The following is a 15,821-nucleotide window of genomic DNA, read 5'->3' as shown; positions in this document are numbered from 1 at the left end:
TTTGGCTGATATTTCCTTTTCTTGGCCGATATCCGCGCGCTTTGGCTGATATTTTCCTTTTTTTGGCTGATATCCACGCGGTTTGGCTGATGTTCGCGCGTTACGGCTGATATTTCCTTTTCTTGGCTGATGTTCGCGCGTTTTGGCTGATATTTCCTTTTTTCGGCTGTTATTCGCACGTTACGGCTGATATTTCTTTTTCTCGGCTGATATCCGCGCGTTTTGGCTGATATTTCCTTTCCCTTTCCATAGCTAATGCAAAGCCATCCAAATTAAAACACCCAATCAAAAAACTGATGGGTGTTTTTTATATTAATATAGTGTTGCACGTTCCTCTTCTGTAAATATCCTCGACCTAGTCAGAAACCTTTTCCCTTCTGGCCCTTCCACTGAAAACATACCGCCTCTTCCATTTACAACATCGATAATAAGTTGCGTATGCTTCCAATATTCATATTGATCCTTGGAAATGTAAAAGGGTGTATCCCCGATTTCTCCTAAAAGTATGTCTGAATCACCAACTCTAAACTCACCTCTCGGATAGCACATCGGTGAGCTACCATCACAGCAGCCACCTGATTGATGAAACATTAAGTCACCATGGATAAGCTTTAATTTATCTAGTAATTGAAGAGTTGATTCCGTTGCGGTTACGCGATTAACCATTTTCCACACCTCTTTTACTCTTAACTTATGCCTGATTTGCATTTAAGTATCTAGACTTTTTAAAAATTAAAATAATCCAGCCGGGCCTTCACTATAACTCACCAATAAATTCTTCGTTTGCTGGTAATGGTCAAGCATCATTTGATGATTTTCCCTTCCAATACCAGATTTCTTATACCCACCGAAGGCAGCATGTGCTGGGTACTGGTGGTAGCAATTGGTCCATACTCTACCTGCCTCGATATCACGGCCAAAGCGATAGGCTGTATTGATGTCACGACTCCATACTCCCGCACCTAGACCATATAATGTATCATTGGCAATTTGTATTGCCTCTTCCTTATCTTTAAATGTTGTAACTGAAAGTACTGGTCCAAAGATTTCCTCTTGGAAAATCCGCATCTTATTATTCCCTTTAAAGATTGTCGGCTTCACATAATACCCTTCAGAAAGCTCTCCCTCCAGCTTATTAACTGTACCACCAGTTAATACCTCTGCACCTTCCTGTTTTCCAATATCAAGATAAGAAATTATTTTTTCCATTTGTTCAGTAGAAGCTTGTGCACCCATCATTGTTTCTGTGTCTAATGGGTGACCAATTTTAATTTGATTGACCCGTTCCAATGCACGCTCCATAAATCGATCATAAATAGATTCATGTACCAATGCTCTTGACGGACAAGTACAAACTTCCCCCTGATTCAATGCAAACATAACAAGTCCTTCAATTGCTTTATCTAAAAAGCCGTCATCCTTATCCATTACATCTTCAAAGAATATATTTGGTGATTTTCCACCTAATTCCAATGTAACAGGAATCAGATTTTCTGATGCATATTGCATAATTAATCGACCTGTTGTTGTTTCTCCGGTGAAAGCAATTTTCGAAATACGACTATTAGAAGCAAGTGGTTTACCAGCTTCAAGTCCAAAACCATTAACAATATTCACCACTCCCGGTGGTAATAAATCATGAATTATTTCCATTAGCACATGAATGGATGCTGGTGTTTGTTCTGCTGGTTTTAACACGACACAGTTCCCAGCAGCAAGTGCAGGTGCTAATTTCCAAGTAGCCATTAAAATTGGGAAGTTCCAAGGAATAATTTGTCCAACCACACCTAGCGGCTCATGAAAATGATAGGCAACGGTGTCATTATCTATCTGACTAATACCACCTTCTTGTGCACGGATTGCTCCTGCAAAGTAACGAAAGTGATCAATGGCAAGTGGAATATCAGCAGCTAGCGTTTCCCGCACAGCTTTTCCGTTATCCCATGTTTCAGCTACCGCAAGCATTTCTAAATTCTCTTCCATACGATCAGCTATTTTGTTTAAAATATTAGCACGCTCTGTAACCGAAGTTTTTCCCCAAGCTTCTTTCGCTTCATGTGCTGCATCAATTGCTGCTTCTACATCTGCCTTCGTGGAGCGAGCAATTTCACAGAAAACTTGTCCAGTAACAGGGCTAACATTTTTAAAATATTGCCCATTCGTAGGTGGGCGGTATTCACCTCCTATGAAATTATCATACCGCTCCTTAAAGTTTACTTTTGCCCCATCTGTATTTGGATTTGCATACTTCATATACCAATTCCCCCTCATATTTTTTCATCAAGAAACTAGACTGGAAATAGCCTCTATTAAATGGCTATTCCAACTCCATACAAAATATTCCATCAGAAACAATAAAGGGTAGTAAATACGGAATTATTATTATATAAATCCTCAGAATAACCGTATAGAATAATTAGTTTGTTTAACAATAAAAAACGAATACCTAGGTTATATAAGGAGGTAATGGTAGGATGGATAAAAAACTTTTTTGGGAAGAATTCTATAAAAATCGCGAGAAATTAAATTCGTCACTAATTTCCTATTGGAAAGAATTCTCATTCATCGATTCTTGGCAATTTTGGTTTGCACTTGGATTACTAATTATTCCATTAATTATATTATTTTTTGTTGTCGATCGAAGTAGGTTATTTGAAATACTATTTTTTGGTTTTTCTGTACATATGTTGTGGACTTATATAGAAACTATATTGGGATCTACATCTTTATTTGTACATCAATATTTTATAATACCATTGTTACCTTTTGCCTTAAGTTTAAATTCATCTGTGCTCCCAGTAGGATTTATACTTGTATATCAGTACTGCCTAAATCATAATAAGAATTTTTATCTTTACACCATTATCGTTAGTGCTATATTTTCATTCGGATTTGCATCAATTGAACTGTTATTAGGACTAATTGATTTTAATGGTGGAATGAATTTATTTTATGTTTTTCTGATCGATCTTGTAGTAGTATTTTTATCATTTTGGTTAACAAAATTTATTAAAAATCTCAGAGTATCCTCTCAGTGACAAATTTAGTTTACAAACCAACTATTAGAAAAACCCGCATTCGCTCATCCTTTAGTAAATGCGAAGATTCTTATGTCAGCAGGAAAATCCTTATCCTTCCTTTACTTCTAAAAAAGGAACACTCCGTTTTTACATCAGAGTGTTCCTTTATCCTTATTCACATCATAATCCCACCATCAACATGCAGTACATGCCCATTCACATAGTCCGATTCATCAGAAGATAAGAAGAGATAAGCATTTGCAATATCTTCCGGTGTTCCAAGTCGTTGCATCGGAACCATAGCTTTCATTTTATCAATCACTTTATCAGGCATGGCGGATACCATCGCTGTTGCCGTAAATCCAGGAGCTACGGCATTGACATTTATTCCTTTGCGACCTAATTCTTTCGCCCAGGTTTTGGTCATTCCAATTAAACCGGCTTTAGCTGCAGCATAATTGGTCTGCCCCACATTACCATACGTCCCAGTTACAGATGTGGTATTCACAATTTTCCCCTTCCCTTGCTCAAGCAAGAATGGTAAAACGGCTTGTGTACAATTAAATACACCTGTTAAGTTAACATCCAACACTTGCTGGAACTGCTCTAATGTCATTTTGGCTAGCATTGCATCTCTGGTAATTCCAGCATTATTAATAAGTATATCGATTCTTCCATATTCCGCTAATGCTTGCTCAACCATAGCATTCACACTATTACGATCTGCTACATTCACTTGGACAAACGTAACCGATAACCTCTCATCTCTCAATGCCTTCTCACTTTCTAATCCTTTAGCTTCATCAAAATCAGCAATAACAACTTTTGCTCCCTCATTACCAAACTTTCTCGCCGCTTCAAAACCAATTCCATTAGCCGCTCCAGTAATAATTGCTACCTTATCTTGTAATCTATTCATCCATTAAACCCCTCTTTTAGTCAAATTAACATTCGAAAAAAAGTCCTCCATCACACCTATTAGTTGGTCTATGTCGTCAACTAATGGGGAGTGGCCACAACCTCTGAGTTCTTGATAATTCGCCTTATCACCAAAATCTTCACGTATCTCTTCTGTCATATCCCTGGTAACAACTAAGTCATTTTCACCCCATGCAATAAGAACAGGAATATGAATATCTTTTATCCGATTCTCACCTTCTGTTAATCCATTATGGAAACTACTAATATTAAAGATATTAAGCGCTTGATAAACCTCCGCTAAATTACGCTGGGTTGTCATGTCCTCTAAATATTTCTGATACCGTTCTTCATCCGGCTTATTATGGGTATAAATCACAGCTTCCCAAATTTGTCTCAGTGCGTCGTAATTTTTCGTATCATAAGCTCCTTGAACAAATAGCCTCTTACTATCCTGGAACATTTCATCCAATGTCTCCATTCGTTTATCCAAATCTGGCATACCATCAGCACCAAGTGGGTAATATGGATAACCACGAGTAGAGCCTGAAGACTGAAGAAATAATGCCTTACAGTATCCTTAATAATCCATACAGAACTGCATGGATACACAACCACCTGTAGACCAACCAACTAGGACAAAATCCTTAATACCAACTGCATCTAGCCAAAGTTTCAAATCATCTGAGAAGTCTTTTATAGCTGTTATTTGTTTATTATAGCTAGATCCACCAAAGCCGCGCATATCCATTGCATAAACCTTATACCGATCAGAAAGATTTTCAATTACAAGATCCCAATGAACAGATGAAGTCATATTTCCATGCACTAACACGACAATGTCTTCTCCACCTTCACGTTCCCGATAAGCAATTTTTTCACCATTTGGTAAAACTACTTTCTTCAAAACAACATTTGCCACCATTATCCCTCCTCCTTATCCCCATTTAATTATATTTGCTCCCCAAGCGTAACCAATACCGGCAGATACTAACACGACAATATCACCTTTTTTAAGTTTGCCTTGCTGTTCTGCTAATTCTAAGGATAGAATCTGATCAATTTGACCAATATGTCCATAGTCTTCAAGATAAATAGATTTGTCATGTTCTACACCAAGTTGGTCTAATACATATAAATGGGCAGACTTTTTCATATGGAGCATCGCAACATAGCCGATATCTTCTTTCTCATAACCACTTTTATTCAATGCCTTTTCAATACAAGCAATAAAGTTATCCATTGATTTTTGTTCTAATCGTTCCTTCATTCCAGAAGGATCCAGAACATCGAGTTGATACAATCCTGCGTCCAACGTTTCCTTTGTAATCGGATTTTTGGTCCCCCCTGTTGTTACATAGACATCCTCTGAAAAAGATCCGTCTGTAATCAGGTGTGATTCAAGTATTTCATTTTCTGGAAACCCTTTTTTCAGGATAATTGCACCACCGCCAGCACCAAGGTTAAACATAAATCTTGTTCTAGGATTTTGGTAATTAATAAAATCAACATTACGATATCCACCTGCAAGAAGAACGGTGTTAATCGAAGGATCGGACCTCATCATATCTTTCGCTACTTTTAATCCCATAATTGTCGTACCACAACGAAGTGCAGTATCGAATGCCCATGCATTCACAGCCCCTACTTCTTGCTGAAGCTTGATTCCAGCAGTCCATAACGGGTACTCTTTATGCTCCTCACCAATATAAATAATAAGGTCTATCTCTTTCGGGTCAATACCCGCCTTTTCAATTGCTTGCTTAGCAGCCCTAATCCCCATTTCTGCCGTATGATCATCAACGCCAGGAATTGGCTTTTCTCTTATTCCCATCTTTTGTTCGACAACCTCAAGCGGAATTCCTGCTTGCTCCGATATTTCTTTTGAAGTCATTCTTTTTTCTGGTATATAAACTCCTGTACTAACTACTCCAATAGTGTCCACCGTTATTCCCACCTCCCGTCATCCAGCCTTTTTCTTACTAGGACTTTTTCGCTTCGAGCCGCCAGAGAGCTTGGAACGAATAGTACCAACTATACCTAGCGGGAAGAATATCACCACAAGGATATATACTGTACCATATAGAATAATCCACCGTTCAAATATCCAGTGCACATCTGCTAGTCCTGAAATCCAGTGGTGAGCAAGTTCGATTAATGCTGCCCCTAAGATTGGCCCGACTAAAGTTCCAACGCCACCAATAATAGTCATTAATAAAACGTCAATTGTAACATCCGTATGAAAAACACTGGTATTAACAAAACGAAGTGATAACATATATAAAACACCAGCAAAACTAGCTACAACACCAGAAACAACACTTACCATTACTTTATAATGAAGTACTTTATACCCGAGAGATACAGTGCGCTCTTCATTTTCACGTATTGCAACTAACACTCTTCCAAACGGTGATTGTGTCATTCTTCTTAGCCCAAAGAAAATTAATACTAAGCAAACTAGACTTACAATATAGATGGTTGTCGAATCCCTTAAAAACTCCGGTACTTTAAAAGTAAATCCATCATTCCCTTTGGTTAAAGTACGCCACTTTTCTGCAGCCACTAAAAACAATCCAGCAAAAGCAAGTGTAAGCATTGCGTAAAAGTGACTTTTCAACCTAAGCGTTAATATACCAACAATAAAACTTACAATAGCTGCAAATAAGACTGCAACTAATATCGCTATAAGTAATGCACCAAAGCTTGCATCAAAACGATCCATAAAAATAGCCGTTGTATAGGACCCTATCCCAAAAAACATGGCATGACCAAATGAAATAATCCCAGTGTAACCTAATAGAAGATCATAACTCATCGCAAAAATGGCGAAGATAAAGATTTGGGTGATCATAAACTGTATACTACGACCAGTTAAGATAAATGGTAGAATGAGCAAGATTGCTGCAACACCAAGATAGATTAAATTGCTTTTTGACATACTTCTTACTATCACACCACTCACCCCTTCACCTTAAATAATCCTTGAGGTCTAAAAATCAAGACCACTGTCATAATTAGCATATTTACAGCTAGCGATAGCGCCGGAACATAATATGCCATAAATGCTTGTGCTAAACCAACCAATATTGCTGCAAACAGTGAACCTGTAAAACTTCCCATCCCACCAATAACAACCACAATAAAGGCAAGTATCGAGAATTCAAGCCCCATTTCAGCATAAATAACACCAGAGTATGGCGCATGAAGAACCCCACTAAGTGCAGCTAGTGCCGCTCCGACCATAAATACTGCCATGAAAACAAAACGAATGTTGATACCAAGTGTTTGAACCATTTCCCTGTTCATTACTCCAGCTCGAACAATTAAACCGATTCTCGTTTTCTTTAAAATTAAATAGATGGTAAAGAATAGTAAGAACCCAATAACGATGATAAATAATCGGTACTTTATCAACGTAACATCACCTAATTGGAAGCTTCCTTCTAACCATGCAGGAGGGCTCACTGCCTTTACATCTGGTCCAAATACCACTTTAATCAATTCTTGAAGAACAAGCATAAACCCTAATGTTATCAAGATTTGCTGAATATGGTTTCCATATACAGGCTTGATAATAAGTCTTTCCGTTATTAACCCTAGTACCAATCCTGTTATTATCGCTACAATAATAGCCAAAAGGAAACTATTGGTTACATAATAAATCCAAACCCCAGTATACGCACCCCAGATAAATAATCCCCCGTGCGCAAAGTTTAACACGCTCATTAAGCCGAATATTAATGTTAACCCAGCTGCAAGGAGGAAAATTAACATACCTGTTGCAAGTCCGTTAACTGTTAAACTAGCAATTAAGTCCATGTCCTTTCCCCCTTAAGAAACACCAAGATATTTTTTCATTAATGCTTTATCTTCTTTTAGCTCTCCCATTAAACCGTTATGAACTGTCTGCCCATCATCAATAATGTAGAATCTGTCCCCAATTTTACTTGCCATCAGGAAATTTTGTTCTACTAGTAGAATCGTAGTTTTTTCCTTCATTTGAAGGATTGTCTCCATAACCTTCTCAACGACAATTGGTGCAAGACCTTTACTTGGCTCATCAATTAGAAGTAGATCATTTTCATTTACATAAGCACGAGCAATCGCAAGCATTTGTTTTTGCCCTCCACTTAATTGGCCACCTGGCTTTTTCCAAAACTTTTTCAAATCCGGAAATAAATCTAGAATCCACTCTAAACGTTCCGTTGTCTCTTGGTCTTCACGTTTCATGGCAACACGCAAATTTTCTCCAACGGTTAGGTCTTCAAATACCCCTTGGTCTTCCGGTACATAGCCAATTCCTTTATTGGCGATTAAATGAGGCTTTAAGTTAGAGATATCCTCATCTTTATATACAACAGAACCATTCGAAACCGGATTCAAGCCCATAATGGTTCGTAACGTAGTCGTTTTTCCCGCACCATTTCTACCAAGAAGGACAGTCACTTCCCCTTTCGGTACCTCGAAGTCGATATCATGTAAAATATGAAATTGTTGAATATAGGCTTCCACCTGGGAAAGCTTAAGCAAGCTGCTCATCGTACATTCCTCCTAGATATGCTGATTGGACGGTTTCGTTTTCTACTATTTCTTCTGGAGTTCCTTTAGCAATTAATTCTCCGTGGAATAATACAAGGACTTCATCCGATAAGTCCATAATCATATCCATCTTGTGCTCAATTAACACGATTGTTCTGTCTTCCTCTGCTTTTATTTGCCTAATCACATCAATAATTGCTGGTACCTCCTCCAAAGACATACCCGCTGTTGGTTCATCTAATAATAAAATCTCAGTTTCTAGCGCTAATAACATCGCAATCTCTAACTTTCTTTTTTCCCCATGTGCTAAATTTACGGCAATATGATTTGCTTTATCGTCAAGAAGTACTCTTTCTAAAATCGTGTACGCTTTTTGTTCAAATTTCTTGTAATGCAAGAAGTGTTTAATCATTTGATACCGTACATTAGCTTGAGATTGAACGGCTAAACGTACATTTTCTAAAACCGTTAAGTTAGGAAATACATTGGTTATTTGAAAAGATCTCCCGATACCAAGTCTCGTTCTGTCGGTTGCAGACTTTCTTGTAATCTCATTACCTTTAAAATAGATAGAGCCCTCCGATGGAGATAGTTGGCCGCTTAGTAGATTGAAAAAAGTGGTTTTTCCAGCGCCGTTGGGGCCAATGATCGATGTAAACTTCTTTTCTGGTATTTTCACAGTGACTTTATTTACTGCTATGTGGCCGCCAAAGTTTATCGTAAGGTCTTTTGTTTCTAGTACGTGAGTCATGTTGCTCCTCCTTTATTCAACTTTTTCATATGCTATTAGGAAGGGAACAACCCTCGCCAAGTGGCAAGGGTGTCCCTTTTTTTTATTCCCCATTCATAATTGGTGGTGCGGTTTCTTCTGGTGTTAGTACACGATTGAGTACTGGTACAGGGTACTCAACACCTTCTTGTTCCTCTAAAGTAATCGCATATAATTCTTGTAATGCTTGGTGGTCTTCAGGACGGAATGTCATCGTTCCTTTTGGTGTGTCAAAGCTCATCCCTTCCATTGTTTCGATTAATTTAGCTGCTTCTGCATCACCATCAGTATTTTTAAGCGCTTCAACAATTGCAATTGCTGCACTCATACCACCTGGTGTAAATAAATCAGGTACTTCTCCATCAAAGCGTTCTGTATGTTCTTTTACTAACCAGTCATTGATTTCATTGTCTGGAAATGTATGGTAGTAAACGGTGAAACCTTCCATTCCAACTAGTGCATTCATTGTAGCTAGTGCTGGAATATCCGGTGCACCAGTGGAAATCTTGATACCACGGTCTTGTAAGTTCATATCTGCAATTTGATTCCAAGGAGAGTTTGCTCCAGCCCAAACAACAAATAAGTATTCTGGTTCTGCTTCGATAATTTTTTGGATATTAGCTGTAAAATCAGTAGCTGCTTGGTCGGCAAATTCTTGGTGAACAATTTCTGCTCCTAATTCTTCTGCAGCTGCAACGAATGCAGATACCCCGTCATGCCCAAATGAATAGTCAGGTGCAAGTGTTGCAATCTTAACCCCTTCACCAGCAATTGCAGCAGCGGCAGCTACAGCATCTTGTGAAGAGTTACGAGCAGTACGGAAAATATAATCATTGTACTCAGAACCTGTAATACTATCAGCAGCAGCAGGTTCAACAATCATGATTGTTTCATATTCTTCAGCTAGTGGTGTTACTGCCAATGTATCCCCTGAGCTTGAAGATCCCACTAAGAAATCTACATCATCATCTTCTAATAGTTTAAGAGCTTTCTGCCTTGCAACTTCCGGATCTGTTTCCGTATCTTCAATGATAACCTCAATCTTCTTACCAGCTACTTCATTAGTTCCATCTGTTGCATACTCAATTCCTAATTCAAAGCCACGTACTGTTTGCTTACCATATGATTCGAGTGCCCCTGTTTCAGAAGCAAGTACACCGATTTTAATTGTACCTTCTGAATCTCCACCAGATGTATCATCGCCACATGCTGCTAAAAATCCAACTAGTAACAATGCGAATAAAATGCCCATTGTACGTTTTAACATTAATAGTCCCCCCTTATTTTTGGAAATCTTACTAAGGCAAATGATAACTTCATGTAGTTACAGGACAGTTACAAACTTTCGCCATGCAACTTAATAGTAATTGCAGCCCATGTGTAACTAGTACCCAAAGACACCATAACAGTTTCCTCAAATTCCCCCTCTCTTCAGCATAAAGTCCGAAGCAAGCTATTTGTTTTACATTCATGATGAAGATCTTGTGGCATTTCTGCAAAAGCTCGCAAAAATAGTGAAGTGGAAGGCACCATAGGCAGTTTTACCTATTTACTAAAATGACTCTATCTACTAACATAAATTTCGAATAACAGGTGATAGTATGATAGTTAGTAAGAGTATGTGAGAGGAGAAACTTATGAAAATCAAATTTAGATCTATTATTATATGTATGATTGTTTTCCTTTCCCTAACAGCTTGTACATCAAATGAGGACACAACGAATAGCGGCAATAATAGCGGCAGTTCAGAGGAAAAGGAAAAAGAACAAGTAGATGAAAGCCAAGATAACAATCAAGCTAAAGATGTAAAGCCCGAAAAAACTAAAGTCCAATTGGAAGATTTTCCATCAGTACCAGCAACATTGGAGGAATCGGTAAATTATCCATCTGTTGGGAATTTTGCTGGAGTAAAGTTTTCGGAACAAAAAGAGGAAATCACGGAGACTCTTGTTCAATTCCCTCAACTTACAGTAGAAAGTTCTACTGAAGAAATTGAATATGCGAAACAGTATTTGTGGTCATTATTTAAAGAAAATATGACAATGGCAGATGTTCCGATTGATCAATGGGAATCAATGACTTTCACTGATCCAACAGGTGAAGAAGATGAAATAAAAGCAAAAGAGAATTATAATGTTGCTCTTCTACTTGATTCAAGTGGAAGTATGGGAAACTACGAAAATGACCGTACTAGAATGGACTTAGCAAAAGAAGCGATTCAACAATTTGTAGAAACCCTTCCTGAAACTACCAATGTTTCTCTTTATGTGTATGGACATGTAGGGAGTGGTAGTGATGCTGATAAAGCCAAATCTTGTACTACAATTGATGAGGTTTATCCACTATCTAACTATAATGCGGATGAATTTTCTAATGCCTTAAACCAATTCGAACCAGCTGGGTGGACACCAATGGCCGCAGCTATTAAACAAGTACAAGAAAACTTTAAACAACTTAATGCAACACAAAATTCCAATGTGATTTATATCGTCAGCGATGGTGTTGAGACCTGTAATGATGATCCTGTCAAAGCAATTAAATCTCTGGCAGATTCAGACATTGACCCTGTGATTAATATAATCGGCTATCAGGTAGATAACGAAGGACTAGCACAGTTGGAAGAAATGGCCAAGGCTTCTGATGGACGGTATGTTAATGCAACTAGTCAGGAAGATATAATGGTTGAGTTCGAACAAACTGTGGATATGGCAGGATTATGGGCTGATTGGCATAATGATGCACAGCGAAATATTTCGGAACTATATAATATGATAAGCAAACAGATTTCCGACTGGTACAATGAGGAACAGCGTAAACTAACAAGAGAATACAACAATTTATCTAAAGCAATCTCCTACTTAAGAAATCGAGATATTATTGATGCTGATATTTACAATGAGTTTATCGGTAGTCTAAATGATTCAAATTCTGCCATTAAAGGTGAAATCATCGATACATTAAATGAAATTCAGGGAACGAACATTGATGAACTGTGGGAAACTCGTGAGGACGTAATAGAACGATTTAATAATCGGTAATTAATATAGGCTATAAGCACCCAGTTTAACAATATTCATTCCATCCAACCAAATAGGATGACACAAATTCACCTTAAATTTATAGATTTATTATAAATTAGGTATTCACAACAGCAACAAACTGTACGATTTAAAAGCTCCATCTCCATTTATTTTTCATAAATGGTAGATGGAGCTACTAATTAAAGGACTCTAATAAGAGTTCAATTCCTCAGACTCCATAATCAAATGATACATCTCTCTAGTCGGTGCCATCGGTTCTACCCCTAATTCCTCATCAAGAACATCACAGCATTTTTCATACCATTTAATTGCTTGTGGACGGTTGTTTAGTTGATAATAACTATACATTAATAGTCGATACGCCTCCTCCCATGTGGAGTCCATTTCAATTATTTTCCCACATAATTTAATGCAGGAATTAAAATCATTTAATCGTACATGTACTTGGGCTAGTTTTTCTGCTCCACGTAAATAGAGGGTTTGCATTCGTTCTCTTTCAGCTTGGCACCAGGTTACAAACCGAAGATTTTCAAGATAATTACCTCGATAGAGATTTAGTCCCTTATAAAGCAATTCCTTAGCTTGTTTATCTTCTTTCTCCTCTATGCCTCTTGTTATCCAATTTTCAAAATCATGTATATCTAGAATGTAACTTGATTCTGGATTTAAGCCATAATAACTTCCCCTTCGAATTATAAAATAGGAGTCTTCGCGGGCTTTTCTCTTTGGCTCTAATGCCTTTAAAAGGGCATTAAATGAAACCTTAAAGTTTTTATTCGCAGTGTCTTGCATTTGGTCAGGCCACAGATTAGAAAAAATCTCTTCCTTTGATAATAGTTTCTTTCGATAGGTAACAAATAGTTCAAAAAGCTCCTTCGCCTTTCCTCGTTGCCAATCACGATCCTCCAACTGCTTAGTGCCAATAGTCACTCGTAAATAACCTAATGCTTCAATTGTTAACGTATAGCCAGGATGATTATCTATATCTTCATTTAGCTTTAATTCTGTCATGTACTTAGAAACTAGCTGGGATTCAACTCCTAGCTGTTTTGCTTTTAACAATAGTGGGGCAATATTTTGTAAATCAGTTGGTCCAAATACGGTTTGATTCTTTAGGAAAAAATCATAGCCCTCTGTATAGACCTCCTGAAGGAACCGAGCCATTCCTTCCTTAAACACGCTATCATTTTCTTCCTTATGAGCAATAAACGCAATCCAAAAAGAAGTAACCATAATACCGTAGCGATCACCACAACTAATGAAATCTTCATGAACCTCTCGTAAGATATTCCTTGCTTTGTCAAAATTTTGATTATAGATTTCTATTAGTAAGAGACTAACTTTTATTAAAGCACTTAACCACTTATCCTTTACCTTTTCCGTTTCCATTAGTCCTCTATTAGCAGCTTCTTTAGCACGTTCATACTCTTGGTTTCTACCAAATAGAATTGATAGACCCATAAAGGGTTCAGCTTTACCTCTAGAAATGTTAATTCTTTCCATCATAGCAAGGGATGTTTCATAGCATTGTTGCGCTAATTTGGAATCATATCTATCTAATAGCTGTACAGCATGTCCCATTCGCATCCAGCCACAAGCTTCTACAAATGGGGATTGGGTTGTTAGCCCTAATTGAATACCATCTGAAGCAAGCTTTTTACTTTCTTCTGCATTCCCCATAAATGCCTCGATAATAGATAAAATTAAATCTGTCTCACGATGTGACTGTGGTAAATGCTTGGCTAGTGAGTTGCTAGATTGCACTTTCCGTTTGAGCAACACTTCTTTAGCTTTAGCAAGTCTTCCAGTTCGCAATAGAATTCTTCCCTCTAAATTCCCATCATCAATCGGGATATTCAGAGATTTGGCCCGGTCAAACCATGCCTCCGCCTTATTTGCTTGTCCCAAATTCAATAAATTTTCCGCTAGTAATTGATACAATTGAGCCATCTCTTCTTTTGGTGCCTTAGCTTGTTCTCGCATATTAATTGCTTGTTTTACAAAACGCTCCGCTTGATCTGGTTGGATTGTGTCTAAATAAATTCTTGCTTTTCCTTCAAATGCAAGACCAATTAAGTTAAAATGTTCCTGATCATAGCCTGGAATAATACTAATTATCCGGTCAAAGTTCCTTTCCGCTTTATCATATTTGGAACGGTATCTTTCAATTTCTCCTTGATAGAAGTACAGAACTGGATATATTTCCTTATAGTCATCAGGAATAGTTGAAAGTAGATCGTATAGGTTTTGTAACCTTCCTGAACGTAACATGGTTAATCCATAGTCATGTAACAAAGCGGCCATTTGTGGGAACTTTTCAATTTTACGATAGTGATATAAGGCTCCCTCTACATTTCCTTGCCGTTCAAAATATTGGGCAGCCTTTATATGTAACTTTTTAAATTCCGATTGATAATTCTTCTGCAATCTATTTTCCAAAAAGGCTTTGAACAAAGCATGATATCGGAAATAGTATTCTTCCCCTTCTACAATGAACAAATTCTGTTCAAGTAACCCCTGTAAGATATCCTCAGACCCATTAATTTGCAACACATGATCACAGGCTCTCGGAACTAAGACATCCATAATACTAGATTGCAGTAAAAACTGCTGAATAATTAAGGATTGCTTACTCAGTACCTCCGTAGCTAAATATTCAAAGAGATCCTCCAAGGAGGATTGCCGATTTAGAAAAATGGTCTCCATCGATGACTCATCCTCTAATTGCTGGGTAATCATATTAAATGCAATCGCCCATCCCTCTGTTAATTCATAGATTCTATCTACCTTATCATCATTTAGTTCAATATTTAGTAGATCCTCTAAAATAAAGTTCATCTCTTTTGCTGATAGAATCAAATCATCTTGCGTAATTTCTAATAAATCCCCTCTTACCTTCAGCTTTGGTAGAACAGTCCATTTTGGCTTATTTCTACTTGAAATAACAATATGTACATTCGAAGGAGCATGCTCTAGTAAAAATAAAGTCCATTTTTCAATTTCATAGGAAGAATTCACATGATGGTAGTCATCTAGAATAATTGTTATATCCTCTTTTAAAGCCATTAGATCATTAATAAAAGTAGAGGCAAGAGAATAGATTTGCTCCGTGTCTACATAATGACCTAATTCTTGATATTTCAGGTCAATACTTTTTCCAAATGACGGATATGGTAATTTAACCGCTTCTACAATTTTTGTAAAAAAAGGAAGTATATCATCATCTGCTGCCGAGATAGAATACCAACAAGACTTCCTATTCGTATCATGCAAATATAGCGCCAAGGCTGTACTCTTCCCATAGCCTGCGCCTGCATAAAGGAGTGTTAATGTGTGGTTGGAAATAGCCGATAACTTCCGATTTAAATTTCCACGTCTAATAAATCGATCCCGAATCGGTGGTGGCGTATATTGGCTCTGAACTATCGGTATATTTCGCATCACATTCTCCTCCTTATCTTTGAATGTATCTTACAAAATTCTCAATCTTCTCTCATCTTATCACAAATTATAGGACTGTGAGTAATTTCC

General features: G+C 37.5%; 14 protein-coding genes. 2 read left to right on the top strand and 12 right to left on the bottom strand.

The annotated features are described in order from the left end of the window. Positions 1-312: 312 nt before the first annotated feature. Positions 313-666 (bottom strand): DUF779 domain-containing protein, encoded by a 354-nt coding sequence (locus K332_RS0114320; protein WP_026908078.1) that lies wholly within the window; start codon positions 664-666, stop codon positions 313-315. Between the two features lie 66 nt (positions 667-732). Further along, the gene (adh, locus tag K332_RS0114315) at positions 733-2,253 is read right to left on the bottom strand and encodes an aldehyde dehydrogenase (RefSeq protein ID WP_026908077.1); all 1,521 of its coding nucleotides are present in this window, start codon (positions 2,251-2,253) and stop codon (positions 733-735) included. 221 nt (positions 2,254-2,474) lie between these two features. On the opposite strand from adh, the gene K332_RS0114310 reads away from it, so the two are divergent. Next, the gene (locus tag K332_RS0114310; RefSeq protein WP_026908076.1) at positions 2,475-3,038 is read left to right on the top strand and encodes a hypothetical protein; all 564 of its coding nucleotides are present in this window, start codon (positions 2,475-2,477) and stop codon (positions 3,036-3,038) included. Positions 3,039-3,195: 157 nt separating this feature from the next. Here the strand turns inward: K332_RS0114310 and fabG are convergent, their stop codons facing one another. The 9 genes from fabG to K332_RS0114270 all read right to left on the bottom strand — a co-directional run bounded on the left by fabG (position 3,196) and on the right by K332_RS0114270 (position 10,516). Next, the gene (gene fabG, locus K332_RS0114305; protein WP_026908075.1) at positions 3,196-3,939 is read right to left on the bottom strand and encodes a 3-oxoacyl-ACP reductase FabG; all 744 of its coding nucleotides are present in this window, start codon (positions 3,937-3,939) and stop codon (positions 3,196-3,198) included. A 3-nt stretch (positions 3,940-3,942) separates the two neighbouring features. Then, complete coding sequence (locus K332_RS24810; protein ID WP_342665465.1) at positions 3,943-4,440, bottom strand: alpha/beta fold hydrolase; 498 nt, start codon at positions 4,438-4,440, stop codon at positions 3,943-3,945. A gap of 78 nt (positions 4,441-4,518) precedes the next feature. Continuing rightward, the gene (locus tag K332_RS24805; protein WP_342665464.1) at positions 4,519-4,863 is read right to left on the bottom strand and encodes an alpha/beta fold hydrolase; all 345 of its coding nucleotides are present in this window, start codon (positions 4,861-4,863) and stop codon (positions 4,519-4,521) included. Between the two features lie 12 nt (positions 4,864-4,875). Continuing rightward, entirely contained in the window at positions 4,876-5,883 is a 1,008-nt protein-coding gene (locus K332_RS0114295; RefSeq protein WP_026908074.1) for a 3-oxoacyl-ACP synthase, read from the bottom strand. Positions 5,884-5,901: 18 nt separating this feature from the next. After that, positions 5,902-6,879 (bottom strand): branched-chain amino acid ABC transporter permease, encoded by a 978-nt coding sequence (locus K332_RS0114290; RefSeq protein ID WP_026908073.1) that lies wholly within the window; start codon positions 6,877-6,879, stop codon positions 5,902-5,904. A 20-nt stretch (positions 6,880-6,899) separates the two neighbouring features. Next, the gene (locus K332_RS0114285; RefSeq protein ID WP_026908072.1) at positions 6,900-7,760 is read right to left on the bottom strand and encodes a branched-chain amino acid ABC transporter permease; all 861 of its coding nucleotides are present in this window, start codon (positions 7,758-7,760) and stop codon (positions 6,900-6,902) included. A gap of 12 nt (positions 7,761-7,772) precedes the next feature. Further along, on the bottom strand, positions 7,773-8,480 hold the full coding sequence (locus tag K332_RS0114280; RefSeq protein ID WP_026908071.1) for an ABC transporter ATP-binding protein: 708 nt from the start codon (positions 8,478-8,480) through the stop codon (positions 7,773-7,775). Then, positions 8,464-9,231 carry an ABC transporter ATP-binding protein gene (locus K332_RS0114275; protein ID WP_026908070.1) on the bottom strand — a complete coding sequence of 256 codons (768 nt, stop codon included), beginning with the start codon at positions 9,229-9,231 and terminating at the stop codon, positions 8,464-8,466. The genes K332_RS0114280 and K332_RS0114275 overlap by 17 nt, the downstream gene beginning before the upstream one ends. A gap of 82 nt (positions 9,232-9,313) precedes the next feature. Beyond that, on the bottom strand, positions 9,314-10,516 hold the full coding sequence (locus K332_RS0114270; protein WP_026908069.1) for a substrate-binding domain-containing protein: 1,203 nt from the start codon (positions 10,514-10,516) through the stop codon (positions 9,314-9,316). 370 nt (positions 10,517-10,886) lie between these two features. Here K332_RS0114270 and K332_RS23325 point away from each other — a divergent pair, with 370 nt between their 5' ends. Continuing rightward, the gene (locus K332_RS23325; RefSeq protein WP_026908068.1) at positions 10,887-12,287 is read left to right on the top strand and encodes a vWA domain-containing protein; all 1,401 of its coding nucleotides are present in this window, start codon (positions 10,887-10,889) and stop codon (positions 12,285-12,287) included. A 192-nt stretch (positions 12,288-12,479) separates the two neighbouring features. Here the strand turns inward: K332_RS23325 and K332_RS0114260 are convergent, their stop codons facing one another. Next, positions 12,480-15,731 carry an AfsR/SARP family transcriptional regulator gene (locus K332_RS0114260; RefSeq protein WP_026908067.1) on the bottom strand — a complete coding sequence of 1,084 codons (3,252 nt, stop codon included), beginning with the start codon at positions 15,729-15,731 and terminating at the stop codon, positions 12,480-12,482. Between the last annotated feature and the right edge of the window lie 90 nt (positions 15,732-15,821).

This window comes from Paucisalibacillus globulus DSM 18846 (assembly GCF_000482485.1).
GTDB classification, from domain to species: Bacteria; Bacillota; Bacilli; order Bacillales; family Amphibacillaceae; genus Ornithinibacillus; species Ornithinibacillus globulus.
This window is presented reverse-complemented; position numbering and strand designations above follow the sequence as displayed.

Excerpts from the sequence above, each read along its gene's own strand:
- K332_RS0114280 (WP_026908071.1), bottom strand. The coding sequence starts at position 8,480 with ATGAGCAGCTTGCTTAAGCTTTCCCAGGTGGAAGCCTATATTCAACAA.
- K332_RS0114270 (WP_026908069.1), bottom strand. The coding sequence starts at position 10,516 with ATGTTAAAACGTACAATGGGCATTTTATTCGCATTGTTACTAGTTGGA.
- fabG (WP_026908075.1), bottom strand. The coding sequence starts at position 3,939 with ATGAATAGATTACAAGATAAGGTAGCAATTATTACTGGAGCGGCTAAT.
- K332_RS0114290 (WP_026908073.1), bottom strand. The coding sequence starts at position 6,879 with ATGTCAAAAAGCAATTTAATCTATCTTGGTGTTGCAGCAATCTTGCTC.
- K332_RS23325 (WP_026908068.1), top strand. The coding sequence starts at position 10,887 with ATGAAAATCAAATTTAGATCTATTATTATATGTATGATTGTTTTCCTT.
- K332_RS24810 (WP_342665465.1), bottom strand. The coding sequence starts at position 4,440 with ATGCCAGATTTGGATAAACGAATGGAGACATTGGATGAAATGTTCCAG.
- K332_RS24805 (WP_342665464.1), bottom strand. The coding sequence starts at position 4,863 with ATGGTGGCAAATGTTGTTTTGAAGAAAGTAGTTTTACCAAATGGTGAA.
- K332_RS0114310 (WP_026908076.1), top strand. The coding sequence starts at position 2,475 with ATGGATAAAAAACTTTTTTGGGAAGAATTCTATAAAAATCGCGAGAAA.
- K332_RS0114285 (WP_026908072.1), bottom strand. The coding sequence starts at position 7,760 with ATGGACTTAATTGCTAGTTTAACAGTTAACGGACTTGCAACAGGTATG.
- adh (WP_026908077.1), bottom strand. The coding sequence starts at position 2,253 with ATGAAGTATGCAAATCCAAATACAGATGGGGCAAAAGTAAACTTTAAG.
- K332_RS0114320 (WP_026908078.1), bottom strand. The coding sequence starts at position 666 with ATGGTTAATCGCGTAACCGCAACGGAATCAACTCTTCAATTACTAGAT.
- K332_RS0114275 (WP_026908070.1), bottom strand. The coding sequence starts at position 9,231 with ATGACTCACGTACTAGAAACAAAAGACCTTACGATAAACTTTGGCGGC.
- K332_RS0114260 (WP_026908067.1), bottom strand. The coding sequence starts at position 15,731 with ATGCGAAATATACCGATAGTTCAGAGCCAATATACGCCACCACCGATT.